18 protein-coding genes and 1 pseudogene are annotated in these 23215 nt (G+C 47.0%); 18 read left to right on the plus strand and 1 reads right to left on the minus strand.

Annotated features, from left to right (window positions below; all coding sequences use genetic code 11):
- Positions 1–93: 93 nt before the first annotated feature.
- The 15 genes and pseudogenes from CFK45_RS11260 to CFK45_RS11310 all read left to right on the plus strand — a co-directional run bounded on the left by CFK45_RS11260 (position 94) and on the right by CFK45_RS11310 (position 10755).
- Entirely contained in the window at positions 94–4155 is a 4062-nt protein-coding gene (locus CFK45_RS11260) for an RHS repeat-associated core domain-containing protein (protein WP_096086538.1), read from the plus strand.
- A 24-nt stretch (positions 4156–4179) separates the two neighbouring features.
- A complete protein-coding gene (locus tag CFK45_RS18325) occupies positions 4180–4527 on the plus strand; it encodes a hypothetical protein (RefSeq protein ID WP_143247558.1) in 348 nt (115 codons plus the stop codon).
- A gap of 23 nt (positions 4528–4550) precedes the next feature.
- Positions 4551–4961, plus strand: coding sequence for a hypothetical protein (locus tag CFK45_RS11265; RefSeq protein ID WP_096086539.1), 411 nt, complete (start codon positions 4551–4553; stop codon positions 4959–4961).
- An 86-nt stretch (positions 4962–5047) separates the two neighbouring features.
- Positions 5048–5452, plus strand: a complete 405-nt coding sequence (locus CFK45_RS18330) for a hypothetical protein (RefSeq protein WP_143247559.1) — start codon at positions 5048–5050, stop codon at positions 5450–5452.
- A gap of 278 nt (positions 5453–5730) precedes the next feature.
- Complete coding sequence (locus CFK45_RS11270) at positions 5731–5985, plus strand: hypothetical protein (protein ID WP_096086540.1); 255 nt, start codon at positions 5731–5733, stop codon at positions 5983–5985.
- A 139-nt stretch (positions 5986–6124) separates the two neighbouring features.
- Positions 6125–6496, plus strand: coding sequence for a hypothetical protein (locus tag CFK45_RS11275; protein WP_096086541.1), 372 nt, complete (start codon positions 6125–6127; stop codon positions 6494–6496).
- On the plus strand, positions 6487–6768 hold the full coding sequence (locus CFK45_RS11280) for an immunity protein Tsi6 family protein (RefSeq protein WP_096086542.1): 282 nt from the start codon (positions 6487–6489) through the stop codon (positions 6766–6768). Before CFK45_RS11275 ends, CFK45_RS11280 begins: the two co-directional genes overlap by 10 nt.
- Before the next feature lie 250 nt (positions 6769–7018).
- Positions 7019–8122 carry an ADP-ribosylglycohydrolase family protein gene (locus CFK45_RS11285; RefSeq protein WP_096086543.1) on the plus strand — a complete coding sequence of 368 codons (1104 nt, stop codon included), beginning with the start codon at positions 7019–7021 and terminating at the stop codon, positions 8120–8122.
- Between the two features lie 197 nt (positions 8123–8319).
- Positions 8320–8484, plus strand: a complete 165-nt coding sequence (locus tag CFK45_RS18580; protein WP_192870758.1) for an RHS domain-containing protein — start codon at positions 8320–8322, stop codon at positions 8482–8484.
- 12 nt (positions 8485–8496) lie between these two features.
- A pseudogene (locus CFK45_RS18585) lies at positions 8497–8637 on the plus strand (RHS repeat-associated core domain-containing protein); the annotation flags it as partial.
- 9 nt (positions 8638–8646) lie between these two features.
- The gene (locus CFK45_RS18720; RefSeq protein ID WP_349677397.1) at positions 8647–9147 is read left to right on the plus strand and encodes a TNT domain-containing protein; all 501 of its coding nucleotides are present in this window, start codon (positions 8647–8649) and stop codon (positions 9145–9147) included.
- A 2-nt stretch (positions 9148–9149) separates the two neighbouring features.
- Positions 9150–9506: a hypothetical protein gene (locus CFK45_RS11295; protein WP_096086544.1), complete on the plus strand. Its 357-nt coding sequence runs from the start codon at positions 9150–9152 to the stop codon at positions 9504–9506.
- Between the two features lie 75 nt (positions 9507–9581).
- Positions 9582–9854: a hypothetical protein gene (locus CFK45_RS11300; RefSeq protein WP_143247560.1), complete on the plus strand. Its 273-nt coding sequence runs from the start codon at positions 9582–9584 to the stop codon at positions 9852–9854.
- 9 nt (positions 9855–9863) lie between these two features.
- Positions 9864–10208, plus strand: coding sequence for a hypothetical protein (locus tag CFK45_RS11305; protein ID WP_143247561.1), 345 nt, complete (start codon positions 9864–9866; stop codon positions 10206–10208).
- Between the two features lie 244 nt (positions 10209–10452).
- Entirely contained in the window at positions 10453–10755 is a 303-nt protein-coding gene (locus CFK45_RS11310; protein ID WP_096086547.1) for a hypothetical protein, read from the plus strand.
- Positions 10756–10960: 205 nt separating this feature from the next.
- Here CFK45_RS11310 and CFK45_RS11315 read toward each other — a convergent pair whose 3' ends face one another.
- Complete coding sequence (locus CFK45_RS11315; protein ID WP_204378457.1) at positions 10961–11266, minus strand: hypothetical protein; 306 nt, start codon at positions 11264–11266, stop codon at positions 10961–10963.
- Positions 11267–11656: 390 nt separating this feature from the next.
- Here CFK45_RS11315 and CFK45_RS11320 point away from each other — a divergent pair, with 390 nt between their 5' ends.
- From CFK45_RS11320 to CFK45_RS11330, 3 genes are all read left to right on the plus strand, one after another.
- Entirely contained in the window at positions 11657–11941 is a 285-nt protein-coding gene (locus tag CFK45_RS11320) for a hypothetical protein (RefSeq protein ID WP_143247562.1), read from the plus strand.
- Positions 11942–12371: 430 nt separating this feature from the next.
- On the plus strand, positions 12372–14825 hold the full coding sequence (locus CFK45_RS18590; protein WP_192870759.1) for a hypothetical protein: 2454 nt from the start codon (positions 12372–12374) through the stop codon (positions 14823–14825).
- A gap of 72 nt (positions 14826–14897) precedes the next feature.
- The coding region (locus CFK45_RS11330; RefSeq protein WP_143247563.1) for a beta strand repeat-containing protein at positions 14898–23215 on the plus strand (8318 nt) is incomplete at its 3' end.

A 23215-nucleotide genomic window follows, 5' to 3' on the forward strand; every position in this document is an offset into this window, starting at 1 on the left:
CGCTTGGCCTATGATGCTGTCGGGCCCAATATAGTTCGGCTCTGTAGCCTAAGGGGCTAGTAGGAATCTGAGCCCTCGTAGCATGGATTTTACATGGATTTGCTTATAGCGGTTGCAGGAAAGGCAACCTATCAATTGATCTTCGATAAAAGCGCACAGCGGCCAAAGCTTGCACGCCCAGCCAACGCCGAAAGCGCCGGTGAGGCGCTTAAGGTGCTCGCCACGTCGCAGTTAACGGTTAAAGCGCCGTCGTCCTGGCAGGCGCTTTGGAAATACGTCAAACCCGCATCCAGCAACCATGTTCTGCACAGCAAAGCCGATATTCAATCGGCGCTTAGCACGCTGGTTGAAGAGCAGCGCCTGTTTTTAATTAAAGCGCCGACAGAATGCATTGCCCTGAGTCGCCCCGGCAACCATCAGCAGCGAAGCTTTGGCGCAGCCGCCAATGCGCGCTCCGGTAGTGGTACGGGTGGCAGTGGTGGCGCTAGTAATAGCAGCAATAAAAGCACCGCTAATAACAAAGAGCCAGAGTTAGAAGCCGTAACAAAAACTCAGCGCAGTTTGGCTGCCCAGAGCAGTGATAAAAAGCTCGAGGCTAAAGAATCGGACGATCCGGCGCTCGGCAACGATCAGCCCGAGAGCAAAAGCGAATGCCGCAGCGACCCGGTGAATATGACCACCGGCGAAGAAATGCTCGCGTTTGACGATGCCGTGTTGCCCGGGCCCATGCCTTTTGTTTTGCGCCGCAGCTATCGCAGTGCGCAGCAAGAAAACATCGGTTTTGGCCGCAGCTGGTCACACAGCGGCAGCGAAAGCCTCGAACTTGAGCAGTACCACGTTCGCTATCGCACCAGCGAAGGCCGGCAGCTGCGCTTTAAAATCCCCAGGCTCGGCCAGCAGAGCCGCTATTTGCCCGAGCACCTAAGTTTAGAGCTGCTCAGTGAGCATGCCTTTGTGCTGAAGGAGCAGGGGCAGTGGGACAGGGTCTTTGTACGCGACAACCAGCGCCAGAGCCTGTTTCGCCTGAAGCAGCTGCGCCACCAGGCTTATGTTCCCGCGCGCGAGGGCATCAGTGAAAAAGGTTTTTGTTTGAACTTTGCCCACAATGCGCGCGGTTTTTTAACGCGCATTGACGCTAATTGGGGAAGGGCGCTGTTATTAAACCGCAACGATAAAGACCAATTAAGCCGCATTGAACTGCTCAACAGTAAAAACAATAAAACACGCACGCTTGCCGAGTACGATTACTGTGACGACGGCAACCTGATTGCCCACCGCAACGCGCTTGGCGCGGGCGAAGAATATAGCTACCAAAACAACCAGCTAAGCCGGCGCACACTCGCCACCGGTTTTTGTTTTTATTTTGAATGGGAGCACGATGGCCCGGGTGCACGCTGCAAACGCGCCTGGGGTGACCGCGGTATTTACGAAGCAAAATTCGAGTGGGATGTCGACAATAAAATATCCAAGGTTGTCGACAGTCGCGGATACAGCAATACTCTGCACTACAACGACTACGGCCAAATTGTTAAAGAAATTGACTACGAGGGCCACGAGCATCAAAAGCACTATCAAAACGGCCGCTTAAGTAAAACGCTTGACCCACTCGGCAATAAAACCCACTTTTTTTACGACGATGACAACAACCCTGTTGGCATGCGCGATGCGCTCGGCAACCGCGCAACCTTAAGTTATTTTCGCGGCCGGCCGAGTCTGTTCAGTGACGTTGACAAAGCGCAGTGGAAACGAAGCTACGACAGCCGCGGCCTGCTTACAAAGTTGGTCGACCCGCTCGGCCAGCAAACGCGCTACCACTACAATCAAAATGGCCTGTTGATTCAGCAGGACGATGCCGACGGCCTCAGCCAAAAATACCGCTGGGGTGAACAGGGTGAGCTTGTACATGTGATTGATAGTCGCGGCCACAAGCGCCTATTTATTTACGATGACTGGGGCCGGGTTGAGCAAGTTGTTGCCAGCCACGCCGAAGACGAGCAGCGCCAGTCGGTAACGAGTTACCGCTACACCGAGAGTGATCAGGTCGCCGAAGTAAGGCTGCCAAGCGGCGAGACACTGCACTATTATTATAACGACAACGATCAGCTCGAGCGTTTTGTCGACGCCCAGGGGCGCTGTACCCAGTGGTCTTACGACGGTTTGAGCCAGGTAATTGAACGCGTTGATGCCGAAGGCCAGAAATTAAAATACGAATACGATACAGAGCGCAATTTAACCGCGTTAATAAACGAAAAAGCCGAGCGCCACGAATTTTTCTACGACGGTAACGAAAAACTAGTTAAAGAAATTGGCTTTGATGGCCGAGTGCAAGAATACAGCTACAACGCCGCCGGCCAGTTGATCAAGCACCTTGATGCCGGTGAAATTGAAACCCGCTTTGTGCGCGACGCGCTTGGGCGCATGCAAACCAAAGAGAGCCGCCGTATCCTAAGCGAGGGCGGACACGGCGATGAGCAAAAACAGCGCACCCGCTACGCTTACGATGCCAAAGGCCGTATTCTTGAATGCTACAACGAACACCAGTTTTTAAGTTTTGAATACAACAAGCTCGGCCGTCTGATTAAAGAGCAGCACGCAGATATTAACAACAATAAAATTGTCGCGGCATCTAAAGTTGATATTGAATTTAAATACCAGTGGCCGGGCCTGTTAAGCAGCATCAAGTTGCCGGGCAATGAATTAATTCAGTACAACTACGATGCGCAGCGCCAGTTTCAACAGGCTGCGTATAACGGCCATCTGCTCACCCATATTGAACGCGATGAATTTGGCCGGGAAACCGAGCGCCACCAGGGCGCTTTATTAACCCAGAGCAGTTACGACCCGATGGGCCGCCTTGCCGCCCAGCAAAGTTACAACAAAGAAAACAAACAAAACGGCCCGGTACAGCGCAGCTACGGCTACGATAAATTTGGCCGCCTTAGCGATTTTAGCAGCGGCGACGAACAGCTTCGCTACGTTTACGACTTGGTTAATCGTTTGCAGCGCGTCGATGGCAGTGAGCCCGAGCTATTTTATTTCGACCCGGCAAGCAACCTTGTCAGTCAAGAAGGGCAGGGTAAAGGCCGGGCCGACGGCAACCGCCTGACCTTGCTTGGCGATAGAAAATTTAGCTACGACAAACGCGGTAACTTAATCAAAGAAAATCGTGGCAAAGAAGGCAAGCTCGAAACACGCTATCAATACGACAACGACAACCGGCTTGTAGCGGTTGAAAAGCAGGGCCAGCATACTCAGTATCGCTACGATCCGCTGGGCCGGCGCATCGCTAAAACCGACGCCTTTGGCTGCAGCCGTTTTCTCTGGGCCGGCGATCAAATGCTCAAAGAGCAGCGCGGTGAAATTGAGCTTAGCTACATCTACGAACCACAAAACCATCGCCCATTGGCGATGATAAAAGATGGCCAGGCCTACCACTACCACTTAGACCAACTCGGCACGCCGCGAGAGCTTAGTGATGAGCGAGGCAGCATCGTTTGGAAAGCCCGCTACAAAAGCTACGGCAACCTTGCGGTAAAAGAAGTTGATGAAGTTGAAAACAACTTACGATTTCAAGGCCAGTATTTTGATAAAGAAAGCGGCCTGCATTACAACAGGCATCGTTACTACGACCCCAGCTTAGGGCAGTTTACGACGCAAGACCCGATTGGGTTATTGGGTGGGGTGAATAACTATCAGTATGCGCCCAATCCGATTCAATGGGTAGATCCTCTGGGGTTGAGCTGTAAGGAAGAGCCAATAACTGATCCTTCTCGGTTACTACAAGCGCCAGAAAACTTAACCCCTGAAATGCCTGGTGCTCCGATAACTAGTGTAATACTCCCTGCTGGCTTTGAATTTAACCAAGCAGTGTCCCCTGGGCAAAATGCGCCAGGAAAGTTCGGTACTTCAGATCACATACCAGATGTTGATTATGTTCGGAATGAGTTAGCTGTAATTCCTGATTTTAAAGAAGATATATCGGGTGTGAGGACTGTTCGTGTAAAGAGACCTGTTAGAGCACAAATAAGTACGGTTGGCCCACAGACCCAGGATGGGATTTTATACCCAGGTGGGGGAAGCCAGATAGATGTAATGGGGTACGATAGAAATGACCCATATGTTGAGTTTGTCGGTGATGAAAGGCCAATTAATTAAGAGTCTAAGTTTATGATACAAAATGTGAGAGCTGAAGAGGGTGGCAAGAAGCTGGTATGGGAATCGAATGGAAATTGCTACCACCTCACTTACCCTTATCCAATATTTCACGTCGTAACGCCAGAAAAAGATCGGCTAATCGTTGTTGAGCCAGATAATGAGCATAGCCCAAGCAATGCAGTTGTTGTTGATGAGCTGGGTAATGAGCTTGCTAGAATCAATAATCCGTTGGCAAGTAAAGGGGCCATTTGCTTTGGTGATGTATTTTATTCAAAAAACCGTATCAATTTGATAAGTGTATGCCCTAGAACAAACTATAGGTGTGTCGTTGATGGAAATGGAAACATCCTCGAAACACATGAAACACGATAGAAAGTGATTTTGAGCTCACTACGATGACCATTAGCCAACAAGCAGTAGAGGCAATATCAGAAAACCTAAATGATCTTATAAAGCAGCAATATCAGTATGCTCAGAATAATAGGTCGGATGAATATGCGGCATATAATGATTTCAAAGATCGTTTTATTGAAAAAAATAGTGATACGGATGTTCTAGCAGCGTTTGGTAGTTGCGCGGAGAGGCTGAATAATAATGAGCTGAAGGGGCTATTTTGGCTAGCCTCTTCATACAATATTCAGCTTTTTAGGGTCATTCCAGATGTTATCCAGAGCGTTAACGATGATGAAAAGTTAACTCTTCTTGAATATTACTTCAGAAAAACAGATGGTTTGAGTGATGTAGATATAGGTATTGACCCAGTATTGAAGGCGTCGCTGGAAAAGCAGTTCGACCTTCTGAAGTGACATGTTGCAAGCAGGCTGACGAATTGACTCTCCCTATGAAGGAAAAACGAATAGTCAGTAACGATACTAGTTTGCAAAGAATACTCGTGAGTTATCGTAATGGCGATCTGTCCACCGATGATTTGAATACCCGGCTAAAGAGTAATTCATCTATTGCCAGAGATAATCTAACACGTAGCGCTTATCTTAAGCTTAAACAAAATAAACCACTTCTCGCTTGTAAAGAGGCGTTACCTTCATGTGGATGTTGTGAAAATATCTTCTCCGAAGGTGAGTTCTCTACTTATAGTGATTTTGAGCGCTGTGATGATGAAATTAAGAAGCATCGCTCTCTTAATAAAATTGACAGCATTCGAGAGCCTTCATTCGCAAGTGCTCTCCCCGAGGTTTTAGGAGGAACAGCGTACTACAAGTGTTCAGTCTGCAGCGCAGTTTGGCAAATTGTATTACCTGAAAGAGCTCAAAGAGGGACTTGGCAACGTGTTGCTTAATAACACTGTATTCCACTTTCGTGGCGGGACGTGTTTAGTATGCCTTTAGCTAAAAAATATGTTGAGTTCAAGGTGAACCACCCGAAAGGCTACTTAGCAGGTAAAAACGTATTCTATGAGTGTTTGATATGTAACGCGGTAGTTGAGTCACAACCTCAGTATTTCGATGAGTGCCAGTGTCAAAATATTACAGTGGATACATCGGGCGGTAGGTTATCTATAACCGATCATACCCAGTTCAAGATGTTCAAGCAGTAATCATTGGATAGATATTACCCATGGAACGTAGGTCAGGTTACCCTTGTGATGAAGCATTGGATGACTTGGAGGTGTTCTTTAAAAATAATATCTCCGATACTCAGGCGCTTGCCGATTTACTTGATCACCTTATTGAATGTAGGAAGGCAGGTAGGCTTGGATTTAGGTATATCCACGAAGAGCTTATGAAGTACAGAAAGAATCATTCGGACTGTTTTCCGTTTAGCGAAGCAGAAAAACAAATGATCAATGACTTAATGCATTTCTGGGGATGACCAAAGGCTGCTTATCGCTCGACCTAATATCTCCGATGATTAGCGCTCTATTATCTATTGATAAAAACTTAGGTGAGCTTAACTTGAACTCTGGGTTAGTCTTGAGAAAAGGAATGACAAAACAGTCTCAAAAGTAAATATGAAAATAAACACATCAGTTGGAAAAGCATCTACCTCATTGCGTTGGGATATTGCGGGAGAAAAAGTCAAATTTAAGGTTTCTGGGCGAGCTTGCGCTGAATACTCTGAGACCCGCAATGTCATTGTTGTAGCAGCGATAGACGGAATGCTCCGCATATTGAAGCCTGAAGATGCCTCGCTGATATCTCAATTTCCTTGTAATGAAGCTGATAAGCAGAATTTCTATCTGCTTGAAAAATCGAGAGCGCGTGATCTAGGAGTCAGGATTATCATGGCTCACACCCCTGAGCTCAAGTGTGAGAGGTTCTGGCAGCATGATATTGACTTGGAAAATATGAAAATTAGTGAGCCGAAAGCTAAATGGCGTTAACGCATCAGTCTATTGAGACTATTAAAAAGGGGTTATTGCTTACAGAGGCAAGGGTAGAGAAGATGCCTGACTTTGATATATACCAAAGCATTCTTCGGCAGCTGAGTTACTTGCTATCTGTAGTTGACGGATCTAATCCTGATAATAGCAACCTGGGTAAAATCATTGTTGGGCATTTTGCTGTTAGAGAGTTTGAAGAAAGTGATCCAGAGCTTGCTAGTATTCTGAAGAAGTGCCAAAACATAGCTTTCAAGCTCGATATGGGGAGCTAGTTAAGGTTTTCATCTTTCGGTGTATCCAATCAAGCTAGCCTACACGGACGTTCGCATGTTGCCTACCTTTGCATAATTGCCTATCGCGTCAGCGCCACCTGCCTAGCGGTGGCCTTGCCAGAGCGGGGCTGGCACTGATTTGATCCCGCCAGCGGGATTAAGTGCTCCATAAAAAAGTGTACTGGTCAACCAAAACCGGACACTAAGTTTTTATAAATTTGCCGCTAACGCGCTTATCGGTCTTGATCAAATGAAAATTGTTGTACCTCCTATTTCAACCCGTCTTCATCAAGGTTTTTATAGCAAAACCCAATGGTTAGCTAACTATCATTCTTTTCGGGAAAAATTAGCAGCAGGCATAGACCATAGCATTGAGATTAAGAGCTTTTTGGATTCTATTGGTAAGAATTCATCTGACCTAGCTCTTAAATATCGAGGTTGCCTTTTGGGTTTGGCAATTGGTGACGCTCTTGGGACAACGTTGGAGTTTTCTGATCGAATAGAGAATGAAAGTCACCGAGAGATTATCGGTGGGGGTCCTTTCAACTTGAACCCTGGTGAGTGGACCGATGACACAAGTATGGCGTTATGCCTCGCTCATAGCTTGTATTCCAACTGTTCATTTTCGCTTAAAGATCAGATGGATTTTTATGTTGCGTGGTGGAAAGACGGTTTTCTTAGTTCAAATGGAAGGTGTTTTGATATAGGTAATACAGTCCTCGGCGCACTACAGCGATACCTGTCTAATGGCAATCCAGTTGCCGGGAGCAGAGACGAGCATTCAGCAGGTAATGGTTCATTGATGAGGCTTGCTCCGGTTCCGCTTTTCTTCGCTTCAGACCCTGTCGATGCTATTGAAAAATCAGGTGTCAGCTCAACGACGACGCATACAAATGAACAGGCCGTTGATGCATGTCGATATTATGCGGCTTTGATTCTTGGGGCGCTAGATAACGTTTCTAAAGAGGATTTACTTTCTCCGGAGTACTGCCCAGAAAAAAAATATTGGGATTACTTTCCGCTTTGTCCTCAAGTTGCAAAAGTAGCTAAGGGATCTTATAAACAAAAAGATAGATCTGAGATTAGATCCTCGGGCTATGTTATTGATAGTCTAGAGGCAGCTCTTTGGGCCTTTTATTCAACTTCTAATTTTGAAGAAGGTTTAGTTAAAGTAGTGAATTTGGGTGGTGATTCTGATACGGTCGGCGCAATATATGGGCAGTTAGCCGGAGCATTTTATGGTGAGGACAAAATTCCCTTTAAATACATCGCACCACTCAAGAATTCTCACTATTTTTATTTTTTGCGGATGAGTTTGTTCAATACTACTCCGGTAGAAAACTGCTGCTTTTAATGCGGTGAAGCTGATCTAAGAGAGTACTGCTTTCGATAAAAATTAAAAAAGGAAACTGGCTCCACGCGTTGCACCAATATGGCGAGAAGAATCAAAGGAGTAGAGGCGAGTGTTGCTTGCGTACTGAGTGGCTAGGGAAACAAATGATGTAATTTGGATGCCGACATTTCAAACCACAAAACCATCGCCCATTGGCGATGATAAAAGATGGTCAGGCCTACCACTACCACTTAGACCAACTCGGCACGCCGCGAGAGCTTAGTGATGAGCGAGGCAGCATCGTTTGGAAAGCCCGCTACAAAAGCTACGGCAACCTTGCGGTAAAAGATGTTGATGAAGTTGAAAACAACTTACGATTTTAAGGCCAGTATTTTGATAAAGAAAGCGGCCTGCATTACAACAGGCATCGTTACTACGACCCCAGCCTAGGCCAGTTCACTACCCAAGATCCAATTGGCTTGTTGGGTGGGGTGAATAATTATCAGTATGCGCCGAATCCGATCAGCTGGGTAGATCCGCTGGGGTTGAGTTGTAAAGAAAACTCGTGGAATGCTTTTCAGAAAAATTCAAAAGGCGTATTCAAAGACTCATCTCAAGCCTCCCAAGGCTATCAGATGTGGAAAGATCAAGATTGGCCAGCGCTTGAAAAGCTACTAGGGCCGAGCTCTTGGCCACCTAATCGTGGTTTTGTGTATATCAAAAAAGAAACCCTTCAGCCTGGTCAGAGGATAGATCGTTTTGGGGAATTTGAGGATAGCAAGGGTAGTCTTCAGGACTTCGGTGGCTTTGTGTCGCCAGAGGGTAATTCTTTTTCAAGTCGCGCATTACCCGCTGATACCAAACATAAACCTTACAATTCTTATGAGTTGTTATCGCCTATTGAGGTGGATGCTGGCCCGGCTATTCCATGGTTTGATGAGCCGGGCATGGGTACGCAATATGAATTGCCCAAGAACATAAATACTCTGAAGAGTGAAAAATCCATTAAATCCGTGAAACTTAGTAAGAAAGCGAGTGAGCTTTAATTATGGAATATAGATTTAAAGGCAAAAAAAACACGCTTATTTGGGATGGTTTAGACACTGGAATAACCGAAACGGAATATGCGACAAAGTGTCCTAGCTGTTCTTATGATATTTCGTATTTTATAAAAGATTGCATCTCAATGAATGAAGTTGACAGCACATTAATAAAATACCTTACAGAAAATAAAATAATTTCGTTGTCTGATTTTGGTTGTGAAATAAAAAAAGGCATGCCTGCTTATGCAGTGCCTCATGACTGCAATCATTGTGGGAGTAATTTGTATCTGATCGTTGGGATGAAAGAGATCCAGCCACAGAGGTATGAGATTTATTACAAGTCTTCGGTGTATAAAAGCTAAGGTTCTATATTGCTAGGCGAATAAATTTATGAAATATGTAAATTTCAACCATCAAAAGAAATACATAGTGATATCTTGCTGGGTGGATTTTTTACGACAGCTAATACTATTGCTGATGAGCGCTATCTCCGACACGACCTGGCTGTGACGCATAATATGAAGCCTCAGGTTACCCATGTAGCAGTATTTAAACTCCCAGCTGGAGTTAGACTGCAAAAGAGCATTGTGAATCCGCAAACGGATACTGATGGGACATATCTCAAAGGTGGTGCACCACAAATGGAAGTTTTAAATTATGAGGATAGAAGCAAACTTGAGCTTGCTAGTCTGAGAGAGATTAAAAAATGAACGTGAACATTGGCAATGGTGGTCGAGAGATCAGTTGGAGTAGCGGAGGAAAAAATTGTCAAAAGCTATGCTAATCGGCTTCTTGGTTATGAGGTTCTTCCCGATGAGGCTGGAGTAATCCTACTTGAGCCTACGAGTCATGCCGGAGCTGAAAATGCGATCATATACGGAGTTGATGGAGCGAAGCTTTGGCAGCTGCCGTTTCCTCCTGACCTTGGAAAGGGGCAACTATTTGATCGGGTGGGAATATCACAGGGAGACTTAGTTGTTATCGGAATAATCAATGGGAGAGATGTTAAATTTACTGTTGATTATATCAACTTGCGCTATATAGACGCTTCAGCAACTCGCTAACTGGACAAACTGCCACGCCCGTTGTGCTGGCTTTTTTCACCAGTGCGGTGACAGCACTTTTCCGGCTCAATTGGTGGCTCACTTCCGGCCCTGTGGCTTAAGTTCGCCAGCTCCTACGGTCATTTAAGTTCAGCTTAATCCGGTATTTAGCAAACACACTTATTAACCCCGCCCATCCCATCATTGACAGCAAAAACAAAAGCACCACAATACGCGCAATATTACCTTACATGCCGATAGTAAAATGCAGATCACTAAAGCTCAGCTCCAGGGTGTACTTCAGCAGGCTCAATCTGGCGAGATCAGTTTTGAGCGGTTACAACTGTGGTGTATTCACAACTACGATCCGCCAGAGCAGGCGCCGGCGCAGTCTGAGCCTGCTCATGTTCGCCAGGCGATGGATATGATAATGAACGAATACGAGTTAGTGCAGTTAACAAAGATTCGTGCAGAAGGCTTGCCGTTGGCGCTGGCGTTTTTAGAATGCTCTGCTGAAAATTTTGATGAATTAGGCAAGCGCTTTATTCGGGATGCGTTCTTAGATTAATTCTCGATTTCCCGCCGCTTGCTCTCGTAGTGAGCATCTGCGTGATCGGCCGCTACTTGGTGAGTGGCTTGAACTGCCTGCTAGTACTCCGCGCTTAAGTACTGACTAGGCGGGCTTATTAGAGCTGGCAAAATGCTCTGTCAAAAGCTGCAAAAATAGGGCGCTTAGTCGTGGCTTGGAGTGGCCATGGCTATCGCTGCTGGAGTTACGCAGCTTGCACTTTGTGTGTTTTGGCGGGCTTATCAAAGCCGTTTTGTGCCAGTGCGTGTTGTATCTTTTGCATTTGTCGGGCGCGCTTACTTATTAGGCCCAGGCTCGGTAGCTCTCCGGCGTCGAGCGCTACTTGCCAGTTTTCCAATTCCATATCTGCAAATTCCAACAGTTTTTTGGGGCAGCCTTTGCATGGGCCTGCGCAAAGCGAGGCCTGGCTTGCTGAAAATGGCAGTTGATGCCGAGCTTGCCGGATAAGCTCTTGCATGGCGCTTCTGCGGTCGGCTTTTAATTCTCTCATTGCTTATCTCCACAACTATCTGGGCCTTCGTATAGCGCCAAAAAGCTTTCGGTTATTTTTTTGGGGGGCTTGGCTTTGGCTGAGGGCGCGTGAGTGGTCTAGCTCTTAGATATCACAAAGCGGTTTAAATTCCCTAAAGGCATAAAAATCAACATTCCTCTAATGCGTAGTTGCATCTAGCTGGTTATTTCCTCCCGATATAAAGAAAAGTATGCATAACGGGCATATTGGTAGCAAATCAATCTAGAGAAAGTGTTACCAAGCGTATCAAATGGCTATATTATGCACAGCAAGTCAGCGCAGTAGTCGCCATAGTTTGATCAGGTTTTGTTGTTTTTTAGTTTTAGTCAGTTTTTAAGAGTTTCTAAATTTAAAGTTTTGGAGTTTAAAATGAAAGTATCTTACGCGATTGTCGCTTTATTTGCTGTTTCAGCTGTATCTGCTAATGCGGCCATGGAAGTGTCTGCCCCGATTGAATCTGAAGTTGTGGTAGTAAGTAACGTTCCTGCGACCATTCGTTCAGTTGATAAACAAAACAACACCGTTACCTTTGTGAACCGCAAGAATGGTGATCTGCAAACTATGCGCTACGCCAAGAGCTTGCCTGAATACAAATTGCGCACCGGTAAGCGTTTAACGCTCGAATTAAGCACCCCGAAAACTGGCTCTATTTAAGCTAGTAAGTTTTGCGCCCCGGGGTATAGACATCGCCCCGGGGCGCCTATTTTTTCTTTTTGTTTTTTAAAATTTGCTCTTCAGTGCTTGAGCTAGCAGCTTGAGCTCACAGCTTGGGTTAACAGTAGGCCGCTCCAAATTGTATGTGCATGTATTGTCTAGCGCTGTTTGGGCCTGATAATAAATAAATGTTGCCCGAGTTTTATCGTGCCTTAGTTCGCACTTAAGTGCCAAAAAGGCAGAATGTTACAAATTTGGTGCATTTCGCCACTGTTCAATGGCGTCGTTTTGCTATAATGGCGCGTCATTTTATTTGGACTGTGGCGCAGCAGCCGGAACTGACTCCGGTGAAGCCTTAGCGAGTTGTAGCTAGGCTGCCTTTCAATGCTCGCCACTTATCAATGCAACCATTGCATGTATGGAGAGCTCAATGCCTTTGCCTACAGTTGTTAGAACTGCATTTAATGCTGCCGTTTCGCGTGTCGCTCTTGCCGCGCTTATTTCATCGTCTCTTAGCCTTGCAGCCTGCGGTGGTGGAGGCGGCTCTTCATCCGACCCGGATCCAGATCCAAGTCAAACACCCGCGCCTGTGGTGTCTTCAACGCCGGTAAGTTCACCCGAGCCCGGTGTTAGCCCAAGCCCAAATGTAACTCAAAGCCCGGATGTGGTGGTCAGCCCATCGCCAAGTCCGTCTGCTTCATCAAGCCCGGATGTGGTGGTCAGTCCATCGCCGAGCCCGTCTGTTAGCCCTAGTCCTTCACCTAGTCCAAGCCCGTCGCCAAGCCCTTCACCTAGTCCATTAGATATCACGCCCGATGCGGTGAGTTTTGAAGCAAAGGTGGATGTTGAGCGCGATATTGAAGTGCCATCGCCGCTTGCCACCATTACAGGCATCGATACGGCCATTGATTTAACGATTGAAAACGGTGAATACAGCATTAACGGCGGTGCTTATAGCAGTGCGCCGACCACAATCGAAAATAATGACACGCTACAGCTTCGCACAAGATCGGCCGCAAGTTTTGCTACCAACACGGTCGTTAAAGTTAGCTTGGGTGCATTAAAAGCAGAATTTACAGTTACCACCGTTGAAGAAGATACAACACCCGATGCCTTTGTTTTTGCTGCGGTAACAGAAGCCGCGTTTGGCGAGCTGATTGAATCCACGCCGGTAACCATTGCCGGCATTAACAGCACAGCAACTATTAGCATTACCGGTACTGAGGCTGAATACAGCATTGGTGGCGGTGCGTTTACCAGTGCCGAAGGCAGTATTAATAATGGTGAGGAACTGGTTCTGCGTTTAATGAGCTCTGATCAGTTTGCCGGTGAAGAAATAGCAACGGTAACGGTTGGCGGCGTAGAGGCGAGCTTTTCTGTAACCAGCGAAGTGGAAGATACAACGCCGGATGCCTTTAGCATTGCGGCGATTGACGATGCCGTTCCAGGCTCTGTTACGCAGTCACAAGAAATCAGCATTGAGGGCATTAATTCCGATACAAGCATTACCATTAGTGGCGATGCAAGCGCTGAATACAGCTTAGATGGTGGGGTAAGTTATAGCTCGGCCGCGGGTACACTTAGTGTCGGTGATCGTGTTGAAGTTCGTGTAACCAGCTCGGCAGAACATGAGGGCGTGGTTGAGGCTGAGCTTAGCATCGGTGGTGTTGCGGCTACATTCAGTGTAACCAGTAAAGATGCTGAGGCACCCGTGGCGCAAGTGGTATTTCCAACGCATCGCACCATGACCAATGTTGACTATGTAAAAATTCGCGGCAGTGCCTCTGATGATTTGGCTGGCATTCAGCGTATTTATGCAACAGTTAATGGCGGTGCAGAGGAATTTGAAGTACTTGCGACAGCCGAAGACAGCCTTGAAGATCAATGGATACTCGACGTCACGATAGCCGAAGAGGCTGAAAATACCATTTTAGTTTACGCCGAAGACAAAGCCGGCAATATTCAATCTGAGCCGGTCAGTTTATCGGTGACTCACCGAGCAGAAGAAGAGAGTTTTCCAATTGGTGACAATACCGTAATCCCTCGTGCATCAAGCTCGCTTTATGTAGATGAAAAAAGAGGGCGTGTGCTTTTTACGGCTAAGGCCGATGAGGTGGCGCTGCTTTCTGTAGATCTGAATACACTTGAGTTGGCCACCGTTATCGAGTCAGTGAACACGGTTAGTAAAGGCAACGATATGGTTGTTGATGCAGCGGGGGATTATGCCTATATCAGCCAAGAGGGGCAGATAATAAAAACAAACCTAGAGAACTTTGAAACGGAAGTGTTTCTTGAGCGTACTGGTACGTTTAGCAAGATGCAACTTGTCGCTGGCGATCAGTTATATGTCAAAAGAGAGCGGTCGTTGATGCGAGTAAATACCTCATCAAACCACGTTGATGAGGAGTTGTTTGAACCTTCAGATGACGATACTTTTTATTACGATGCGCCGAGCAACCGTTTTCTCATGTTTTCCCCCGAAGAACTTATTAATGAAATGACATGGTTTAATTTAAACGATGCTTCTAGCACTGTGGTTAGTGTTGCGGATCATCCGCAGCTGTATTTATACCCGCCCGTTAATCTTTGGGATGATGGGTACATATATATTCCCGGTGTCGATGTAACCGATGAGAACTCCGTGGAGTTCTTTATTTATCGTTTTAATTTAGCAACCGATGAATTGGAATCCTATATCGCAGGGAACGGTTTGCCAGACCCAAGTCTCACCTCTATGTTTTCACGATCTATCGATTCTTATAAGGATGAGTTGATTGTAGTAATGAATGAGAATGAAGATATAAAGGATCCGAGTAGAACGGTCTGGTTATGCGATACCGTAACTAAGCATCGTATGGTATTAAGGCAATATATTGAGCCCTGAACAACATTAACTAATTGAAAATCTTGGCGCCAGCTTTTTTGCCGGCCTATTTTTACTTACCTATTTGTTTTTATGAACACTCTACGTTTTAGTGCACTTTTTTTAGCTATCGCTGGTTTAACGCCACTAAGTTCACTGTCGGCGCCAAGCAACCCCGTTGTAAGAAATGGCAGTGCCAATGTTAATCAAAGCGGTACAAGCACAACGGTAAATCAAAGCACTAACCGTGTTGCGATTGATTGGGATAGTTTTGATATTGCCGCGGGCGAGAGTGTGACTTTTGTGCAGCCCGGTTCAGATAGCTTTGCATTAAACCGGGTTCTCAGCAATAACCTCACCAGTATCGCCGGCTCGATTAGCGCAAATGGCAATATTGCCATTGTGAACCCGGCAGGCGTGGTTTTTAACAGCGGCTCTGTAATCAATGTTGGTGGTTTGTTGGCAAGTGGTTTAGATATCGACCCCGACGATTTTATGGATGGTGCCTTTACACTTACTTATGAAGATGGCACAGAAGCCTATGTAACTAATGCCGGCAGCATTACTGCGGCGGCCTCGGGCTCTGTGGTGTTGGCGGGTAAGCGCATTGTTAATGAAGGAGTGATTAACGCGCAATACGGTCGAGTTTCGTTGGCATCGGGCAAAGAAGCGGTGGTGAGTTTTGACTCGTTATTATCTATTCGTGTCGATGAATCATTTTTACAAAGCGAACAAGAGGCCAGCCAGGTCGGTATTAATAATAGCGGCAGTATCAGCGCTGAAGGCGGGCAAATTTTATTAACGGCCAATGCCAGCCGTGAAATATTTGCCGGCGCCGTAAATGCCGGCGATTTAGGCCGAACAAAGTCGGTTGTTTTTGATAGTGATGGCAGTTTTACCCTAAGTGCCGGTAGTGATGTAATAAATGGCGGTGAACTGTCGGTTGACAGTGATACACAAAATGCCGGCCAGATTGTCGTGCTCGGTGATGATATTACTCATAGTGATGGCAGCGGCAGTAAAATCAGCGCAAGTGTTGGTGCGGCAAGCCACGCCGCAGGCTCCATAGAATTACACGCGGTAAAGGCTTTAAGCGTAGGTGATGTTCACGCAAGCTCGGGCCAGGGAAGTGGTGGCGATATTAAATTGCTCGGCAGTGATATTGATGTTTTAGGTGGCGCGGCCATATTTGTGGATGCCAGCGGCGGCACAGGCGGTGGCCAGGTGCTTGTTGGTGGTGCAGCGGGCGCCTCAAATGCTTCTATTACAACGGCCGATACCGTTACTGTTCAAGAAGATGCAAAAATACAGGCCGATGCCTGGGCAAGTGCGACAGCCGGTGATGTGGTGCTTATCGCCAAAGACAGTGTGCTTGTCTCAAGCGCCGGCGCCGGCAATGCCTATATTAATGCCCGCGGCGTAGACCCGGACGATGGCGAAACATCTAACGCTAACGGCGGCACGGTGGAAGTGACGGCCGGCGAGTTAGATGTTGCAAGGCTCACCGTTACCGTAAGCAGCGATAACGCGGCAAATAGCGCCGGCAGTGTCGCCTATCAGGCTTCGGATATTGTGATTGGTGGCAGTGGCAGCACTGATGCCAATATTACAGAAGATTCAGCAAATGATACCTGGACCGGCGATGCAGGTAACAGCGCCTCGTATTTAAGTATCGAATCCCTGCTTGCCAGTTTAAATAATGGTGCCGATGTTACGGTAAAAACCTTTAGTCTCGGTTCAATTACTCTGGCCTCAGAGCTGGATTTTCAAGGTACGCACGGGGCAACACATTCTTCGCTTAGCCTTGAAAGCCATGGCGATATTTTTATTAATGCTGATATTGTTAATAAGGGGCTGTTCAACTCGTCTGAATTAAACCTTAGCTTAACGGCGGGCACGGCCGCAGGCGCTATTGGCGATGTGTTTATTAGCCCCAATGTCAGCATTAATACTAATGGTGGTGGTTTTTCTGTTGGTGCCGATGGTTTAATTGATTTTGGTTTAAATTCAGCGGTTAATTCCGGTGGCGGCAATGTCACTTTTGTAAATAATGGCGATATCAATATTGGCCTTGGTGCCGCTATTGCTACAGATGCTGGAAATACGTTTTTATACAGCCAAGGTGATATTGATATACAAGGATCAATAACAACAGCTGGGGGCGATGTTGTTATTGGTGGGGTTTATTCAAATACAGATTATATTCCAGCGAATCTTACCCTGGGTTTTCAAAGCTATAGCCCAAATAGTAGTGCCAGCTCAACAACGGATAGCTCAGCACAGATTTCGGTGGGCCAAGCCGATATTTCCATCTACGCCGATGGTGATGTGCTGCTTTACGGTGACTTAAGTACGGACAGCGGCGCCATTGTTATTGGTGGTGATCACGATGCAAATAGCGCAACCGCAGCCATTTCACCTGCAAATGTTCGCTGGCATTTTGATGAAGGTGACGGCAGCTATGGCGGCCGCGATGTTTATTTTCGTGAACATTCCTCATCCTTAAGCACCGTATCAAGTGGGAGTGCCCGAACAGGTGGCGAGCTTATAATTGGCTCTGTTTTGGGGGATATTGTTGCAGGTAGTTTTAATACCAGTGGTGACCGTTCCTTCGGCACGAGCGCAAACGAGTTATTAGCTGGCGATGTGTCTTTTTCTGCGGGCGGCGATATTACCCTTGCTGCAGATATCGAATTTGACCGAACCGGCAATTTAGCTACGCCAGAAGATGAGTTTGTTATTACGTTAAGTGCCGGCAATGACATTATTGTCGATGCAATGATCTACGATACAATCCCGGTTGCCGCTGATAATAATCAACACGATAGAGTCCGCTTAAACTTTACTGCCGGCAACGAAGTGCAAATTAATGATCATATTTACACCGGTGGTGAAAGTGTGCTTATTAACGCCGCTTCGGTCGATATTAATAGCGGTGGTTTAATTGATACAGGCAAAAGTGATGTCAATACTTCGGTCAGTGCGATCAGCGGAGAAGGCCGTATCACTATCACCGCGACCGACGTGCTGTTGGAAGGCTCGTTAGCCTCCGGCGCCGATGAATCATCTGCGTTTGATAGCATTAGTTTGATGGTTCAAAATCTTATATACAGTGGTGCCATCGACAGTGGTCACGGCAGTGTATTGGTGCAAGGTGCAAATGCGCAAGTTGATAGTTTTACCATTAATAGCACTGCAACGTGGTCGGGTGAAGCCGATACAAGCATCAAGCTGCAGGGCCAAAGTGGTAACGACATATATAACCTGCACAAAGATTTACCTTTTGCGATAAGTGATAGCACCGGCGACGACGAGTTTAATTTTTATAGTAATTTAAGTACTAGCGTTGACGGCGGCGCCGATAACGATACCTACAACCTGAAGGCTGCTGGCCTGTATTTAACTATTGCCGATAGCACTGGTACGGCAGATGTATTAAACGCCTATCAAGATGACGCATCGGCAACCAATACCTGGTGGGCGCTCGGCGCCACCAATAGCGTTTATTCCACTGCGGATGCAGCCGATACGGCCAAAGTTAGTTTCAGTGGTTTGGAAACCCTAAATGGCAGCACCGGTGTAGATAGTGTAACAGTGGCCAGTGATTTTGCGCCTGTAACTGCGCCTACGCTGAATCTAAATAGCGGTGCCAATAGCGTTAGCATTGATTCTGCTTTATTAACTGGCGAGACATCTGAACTGCTTGTGTTGGCCGCTGGTGCAGATAGCGATACCTTAAGTTTTACTGGCTCTGAAAATTTAACGTGGTCCATTGCCGCAGTAGATGATCAGCGTGTTTATGCGACCAGCGAAGTGGGCTCTGCTCCTAACGTTATCGACTTTAGCGGTTTTGAGAATTTAGTGGGTGCAGACGGTAATGATCATTTTGATGTCGATGTTGATGCAGGCATTGTCGATATCAGAGGTGGCACTCACGCGGTTGATGGTGCCGATATACTTGATCTTTCATCTTATGCCCAAGACTTAGCATGGTTGCTTGCAAGTGTTACTGGCAGCGGTTTAGGCCTGACCTTTGATGGCATTGAAGCGCTTTATGGCAGTAATACCAATAAGGATACGTTTACCTATAATTCAACGACGGTACCCGAAATAATTAATGCGGGCAGCTCAGGTGCTGTTGAGCCTGTCGATGAGCTTATCTTTTCTGGTTTTTCGGATGCGATCACGGTTCCGGAAAGCTACAGCGGTTTTGAGTCGATTACTGGCAATGGGGCAACAACCTTATCTTATGCCAGCAATACAAATGACACTATCAATTGGAATGTGGCTTCCAGTGGCAACGGCAGTGTTGCCGGTACAACAAACTTCAGTGGTGTTATTGCGCTTGTCGGCTCGGCAGGCAATGATTTATTTACTATTGCTGATGGCAGCGGTATTACTTCGGTTTCTGGTGGCGAAGGCAGCAATACACTGACATTTGATCACTCAAATGCGTCAATAACTTTAGCCAATATTGTTGCTGACGCGCTTGATGGGGCTTCAAGTGTCGACAGCGCCGGCGATGATTTTAGTTTTAGTGGCATTTCTAGCATTACAGCAAGCAGCGCCGACGCGACGATTCAAGCTGCAAACCAAGCGTTGACCTGGAGTTTAAATAGCAGCGGTACACATCAAGTTGCTTTGAGCCCAGACCCGCTTACCGATCCTGTCGTTAATGCCTTGAGCTTTTCAGGCATTGATTTAATTCAGGGCGGTATAGAGGTCGATCGTTTTATTGTTGAAGATGGTGCGCAATTATCGTCGTTGACGATTGACGGGGGGGCAACAGCCGATGATGTATTGGTACTCGCCGAAGCCGATCTCGATATCCACCTGAAATTAAACGGCAGTTCAGATGACTATGAGGCCTCAACCGTCGATGATGCCGGCGGCGCTCAGGTTATTCGTTTTACTTCGATTGAAAATGTCGAGGCGACTCATGCGGATGCGCAGATTCACGGTGTCGATATTGCCCAATACTGGCAGATAACGGCTGACGGCACCGGAAGTGTCGGTTTTGATTCAAACGCCAATGCTCTTAGCTTTAGCGGTGTTGCAGATATTAGTGGAGGCAGTGCTGCTGATGCCTTTACTTTTTCCAACTCGGGTTTCTTAAACCTTGTTGATGGTGGCGGTGGGGGCAATAGCTTGTCGGTCGCCCATCACCGTGCGGTGTTTAATCTGCCCGCATCCAAAGTTCAGTACGATACCGATAGCTCTTCAGCAAACAATCTTGAAGACGTGGTGGCATTCTCTTCGATTAGCTCGTTCACCGGTACAGATACTGACAACACCTTTATTGCGCCCGAGAATCAGAGCCGCACCTGGCGTATTAACGGAGCAAACAGTGGTGATGTTGGCAACTGGGTAAATGCAGCCGACGTACTGTCCTATGTGGCTTTGTATAGTTTTGCGGGCATGGAAAATCTTAAAGCGCCCGGCGCGCTGAATGATGGTCTTTATTTTTATGATAACGGCAGCATCGGCGGCCTTATTGATGCAGGCGATCAGAGTGGTGAAGACGATTTTATCAGCTACGCCTTGGTGAACAGCGCAACCAACATTAACTTGAACATCAATGCTGCAAGCAATGGTTTTGTTAATATCGAAAGTGTTGTTGGTAATGGCGCCAATACAACACTGACTGGTGATAATGTTGCGCGCACCTGGAGCATTAATGAGGTAAACGGCGGCAGTGTTGCCGGTTTAAACTTTAGCGATGTTGGCAATTTGGTCGGCGGTAGCGCCGCTGATCGTTTTGAGTTTAGTGACAGTGGCTCAATTGCTAGTATCGATGGCGGTGATGCGGCTGACTCGTCTGCTTATAATACTATCGTCGGTTTGGATAGCGCCACGACCTACAGGATCTCAGGGGATAATTCCGGCTCTGTTGACTCTTATGTTACTAGCTTTACCAAGGTGCAAAACCTAACGGGCGGCGACGCTGCAGACAGTTTTATTTTTAGTGACACATCATCTGTTCTGTCTGGTTTGATAGACGGTGGCGGTCCGGGCAGCTTAAGCCCTGCGATCGCAGACGATTTTGATATTGTTAATTATTCGGGATTAACTAGTGTTGCAGTTACTTTAAACGGTGCGGATAACGGCTTTAGTAATATTGAAAAGATTATCGGCAATAACAGCGATAGTGTGCTCAGTGGTGACGATGTTTCCCGCACCTGGAATATTGACGGTGCAAATTCCGGTGAGATCGTCGGTCAGCTCTTATTTGAAGGTTTTAATGCGTTAGTCGGTGGCAGCGAAGCGGATCACTTTGTGATTGAAGATGGCGGCAGCATCGCAAGCATTAACGGTGGCACTGTTGCTGATAGTACTGACAACAATTCATTAACCGGGAAAAATGTTGACTCGCTATTTGTATTAAGTGGCAGTAACAACGGTAGTGTTCAAACGAATCCTGGTGCGGTGGCTTATGTCACCAGCTTTGAATCGATTCAAAGCCTGGTTGGCGGTGATCAAGACGATGTATTTCGCGCAGATAATGCTGTGAACTTCAGCGGCGACATAGACGGCGGCGCTCATGATGCCGGTGATACGATCGATTATTCACGGTCGAGTGTTGTTGATCTGAATGTTGATACGGCCATGGGCTCGGCCACAAATGTTGAAATTGTTAAGGGTAACAATACAAACAGTACCTTAAGAGGCGCGAACACAACGCAAACCTGGGTGATATCGGGTGAAAATGATGGCTCTGTTGCTTCGCTGAATTTTGAAAACTTTAATTATCTTGTTGGCGGTTCAGACAAGGATATTTTTGAGTTTACCGCGGCAGGTTCAATTACCGGCAGCATAGTTGGTGGCAGTGGCACCAATGCGGTTGATGTTATTAAAACCCGAGCCTTAAGCGATGCAATGTACAGCACGGCTTCTACGGTTGCTTTGTCTGAAGATGGCAGCACCTGGTCGATCGCCGCGGGCGGCAGTACTTATCTGCCCGAATTTAGGCAAATAGAGCAGGTTACTGCGGACTCTAGCGCAAGTGAAAGCCTGAATGTGCAGGCAGCAGCGACTTGGAACTTGGGCCAAAAAGGCGCAGATTTAAGTTCGGTTGAGGTTGCGGGAATGGAGTTTGTTAATTTTAGCAATCACTCGGCAAGCTCGGGCTCAGATACCTTGAACTTTTACAACTCAGTCGCCTTTGATGGCGGCGAGGGTGATGATATTTATATCTTGATGGCTGCCGGCCTGGATATGAGTATTGTTGATAGCGGCAGCAGTACCGGTGACGAGCTTCGTGCTTATACGGGTTCCGATGCCTGGTGGGAAATTAACACCGGCAATTCCGTTCGAACTCAGTTTGCGAATAGTAATACTGATAACAAAGTGAATTTCAGTGGTATCGAAAGCTTAACGGGGAGCACACTGGTTGATACCGTTACCATTCACACTGCACAGAATATTGCGATCGATACAGGCGCCGGTGCGGATGTATTTGATATTCGAGCGGGCTCGGTTGCTATTCAAGGTGGCGCGGACAACGACAGTTACCAGCTGAACTTTTCATCCGCTGCAGCAATAAATCAGAGCATTACGATTAATGATAGCGGCGGCAGTGCCGATAGCATCAGCGCAGACTCCGCTGAAACGGCGCTTTGGGCGATTGATGGTTTAACTTCAAACACAGTTAGCTCCGTAAGCAACAATGTTGTCAGCTTTAATAATATTGAAGTGCTTGATGGCTCTGCGTTGGTTGATACCGTTAATGTTGGCAGCTCAGGTTTTGCCGGCACTATTAATGGTGGCGACGATGCTGACGTATTTGATATTGATGGTGCGGTTACGACCATTAACGGCGGCGACGGCGCCGATGATTTTGATATCGATGGCAGTGTCACCACCATTAACGGTGGTGATGGCGCGGATGAGTTTTTCCTGGCGGCAACGGTTACCAATGCCTACGGTGATGGCGATGCCGATAGCTTTGAGATTCAAAACAATGGCGTAGCCGGCACTATTTATGGCGGCAGCGCCGCATCCGATGACAGCGCCACCGATGTTGTGTCGCGCACTTACAGTGGTGCCGAAGACTGGAATATTACCGGCGATTCTGACGGCAATATTGATAGCCGTGTGTATTTTAATGATGTTGAATCCATTGTCGGTTCAGACACTGGCAACGATCGTTTTATTTTTGCCAGCACCGGTTTAATGGCCAGCATCACAGGTGGCGCCAGCGGCGCTGACAGTTTGTTATCGCGCGAAGCGGATGCGCGCTTTGAGCGAAGCGGTACTGATTTATTCCGTGTTGTCGATGTGAACTCGGGCGTGACCTACGTGTCGACCTTGGCCGCGGTAGAAATACTTGAAGGCCGCGGTAGTAATAACGAGGTGGATTACAGCTCGGATACAAGCGGCGTGAACTGGGTCGTGAACGGCGATAGCTCCAG

Source organism: Agaribacterium haliotis, assembly GCF_002312815.1.
Lineage (GTDB): Bacteria > Pseudomonadota > Gammaproteobacteria > Pseudomonadales > Cellvibrionaceae > Agaribacterium > Agaribacterium haliotis.

What these genes read in the sequence shown, in the direction of transcription:
- CFK45_RS11260 (WP_096086538.1), top strand. Translation starts at nt 94, where the DNA reads ATGGATTTGCTTATAGCGGTTGCAGGAAAGGCAACCTATCAATTGATC.
- CFK45_RS11265 (WP_096086539.1), top strand. Translation starts at nt 4,551, where the DNA reads ATGACCATTAGCCAACAAGCAGTAGAGGCAATATCAGAAAACCTAAAT.
- CFK45_RS11270 (WP_096086540.1), top strand. Translation starts at nt 5,731, where the DNA reads ATGGAACGTAGGTCAGGTTACCCTTGTGATGAAGCATTGGATGACTTG.
- CFK45_RS11275 (WP_096086541.1), top strand. Translation starts at nt 6,125, where the DNA reads ATGAAAATAAACACATCAGTTGGAAAAGCATCTACCTCATTGCGTTGG.
- CFK45_RS11280 (WP_096086542.1), top strand. Translation starts at nt 6,487, where the DNA reads ATGGCGTTAACGCATCAGTCTATTGAGACTATTAAAAAGGGGTTATTG.
- CFK45_RS11285 (WP_096086543.1), top strand. Translation starts at nt 7,019, where the DNA reads ATGAAAATTGTTGTACCTCCTATTTCAACCCGTCTTCATCAAGGTTTT.
- CFK45_RS18580 (WP_192870758.1), top strand. Translation starts at nt 8,320, where the DNA reads ATGATAAAAGATGGTCAGGCCTACCACTACCACTTAGACCAACTCGGC.
- CFK45_RS11295 (WP_096086544.1), top strand. Translation starts at nt 9,150, where the DNA reads ATGGAATATAGATTTAAAGGCAAAAAAAACACGCTTATTTGGGATGGT.
- CFK45_RS11310 (WP_096086547.1), top strand. Translation starts at nt 10,453, where the DNA reads ATGCAGATCACTAAAGCTCAGCTCCAGGGTGTACTTCAGCAGGCTCAA.
- CFK45_RS11315 (WP_204378457.1), bottom strand. Translation starts at nt 11,266, where the DNA reads ATGAGAGAATTAAAAGCCGACCGCAGAAGCGCCATGCAAGAGCTTATC.
- CFK45_RS11320 (WP_143247562.1), top strand. Translation starts at nt 11,657, where the DNA reads ATGAAAGTATCTTACGCGATTGTCGCTTTATTTGCTGTTTCAGCTGTA.
- CFK45_RS18590 (WP_192870759.1), top strand. Translation starts at nt 12,372, where the DNA reads ATGCCTTTGCCTACAGTTGTTAGAACTGCATTTAATGCTGCCGTTTCG.